Raw genomic sequence first — 1,035 nt, forward strand, 5'->3', positions numbered from 1 at the left:
GGCCACATGCCGGTAGTACAGCACCACAAGCCCCCAGCAGTCACAGGCCTGCCATGAGCACGCCCGGTTAGCCCAGGGCACGCCGATCATCGCCCGGGCGAAGTCACTACCCGTTAACGAGGCCTGGCCATTCAGCTGGGTCATAGAGAAGCCCTACGTTTTTGTTGAGAGGGTTGGTCATCGACAGAGAGACATTCACATCAGACTCATCCAAATTGCAGTCACTCACGTACAGCACCCACGATTTCAGCAACGTAATCTGATCCGCGTCGTACAGCGCAGACGTAGCGGTTATCGGCGTGATGCGGGAATAGCCGCGCCACGCTTTGAGCTTTTGCTTAAAGTCGCTGGCCAGTCGGCTGAATTTCAGGGTGCTGTCGATCACGGGGGTATTGCTCTGCTGGCTTTCCGTCAGCTCGAACCGGCATGGCTCGAATGTAGTGCCGGCCAGCTGCTTGGAGAAAATCTGGTTGTTCACCAGGCGCACATACCCGAACGTTGAGTGATAAAAGGTGATGGTTTCGTACTGAATGCGATTGGGCCTCTGCGCTCTGATTTCGCGCAGTGTTGGCATTATGCCTCCGGTATGATTTCGGTAATGACTTCGTCCAGAATGCTGCCCCACGGTGGCGGCAGCTCGATCATCAGGTCGCCGTAGTCGTCGTCGGCGTTCGGCAACTGCCGGCAGATAACGTCACCGGACCAGGTGTACACCGAGCCGCTCTGGCTCCACGCCGGATACGCGGTGAAATGCAGCTCCAGCACCTCAATCCCGGCGTCTCCCGTTCCGGTACCAACTCGCATCGTGAACCACTGGTTGCCGTTGTCGAGATAGTCCGGGCGGCGCAGCCACTGCATGAACACCCGGTGCTGGTACTCGGTGAAAATCCACGTCAGGGAGAACGAGGTTTTCAGATCGTCGGTCAGCTTCTGAAAGATTGGCGCGCCGACCTGCGGCTGATCGGTGCGAAATCCGGTGTCCGTCTTCGGGTTTTTGTTGGACTTCTGCGCCAGCGGCAGCCAGTCGGGGTATGG

The 1,035-nt window shown here is 58.1% G+C and carries 2 protein-coding genes and 1 pseudogene; all 3 read right to left on the reverse strand.

Annotation, left to right across the window (positions count from 1 at the left end):
- A pseudogene (locus JOE09_RS26255) lies at nucleotides 1-144 on the reverse strand (NlpC/P60 family protein); the annotation flags it as partial.
- On the reverse strand, nucleotides 107-574 hold the full coding sequence (locus tag JOE09_RS26045) for a hypothetical protein (RefSeq protein WP_205067856.1): 468 nt from the start codon (nucleotides 572-574) through the stop codon (nucleotides 107-109). The gene JOE09_RS26045 and the pseudogene JOE09_RS26255, both read right to left, overlap by 38 nt.
- On the reverse strand, nucleotides 574-1,035 hold a 462-nt coding region (locus JOE09_RS26050; protein ID WP_205067857.1), incomplete at its 5' end, for a hypothetical protein. The genes JOE09_RS26050 and JOE09_RS26045, both read right to left, overlap by 1 nt.

The sequence above is a fragment of the Pantoea coffeiphila genome, assembly GCF_016909495.1.
GTDB classification, from domain to species: Bacteria; Pseudomonadota; Gammaproteobacteria; order Enterobacterales; family Enterobacteriaceae; genus Erwinia; species Erwinia coffeiphila.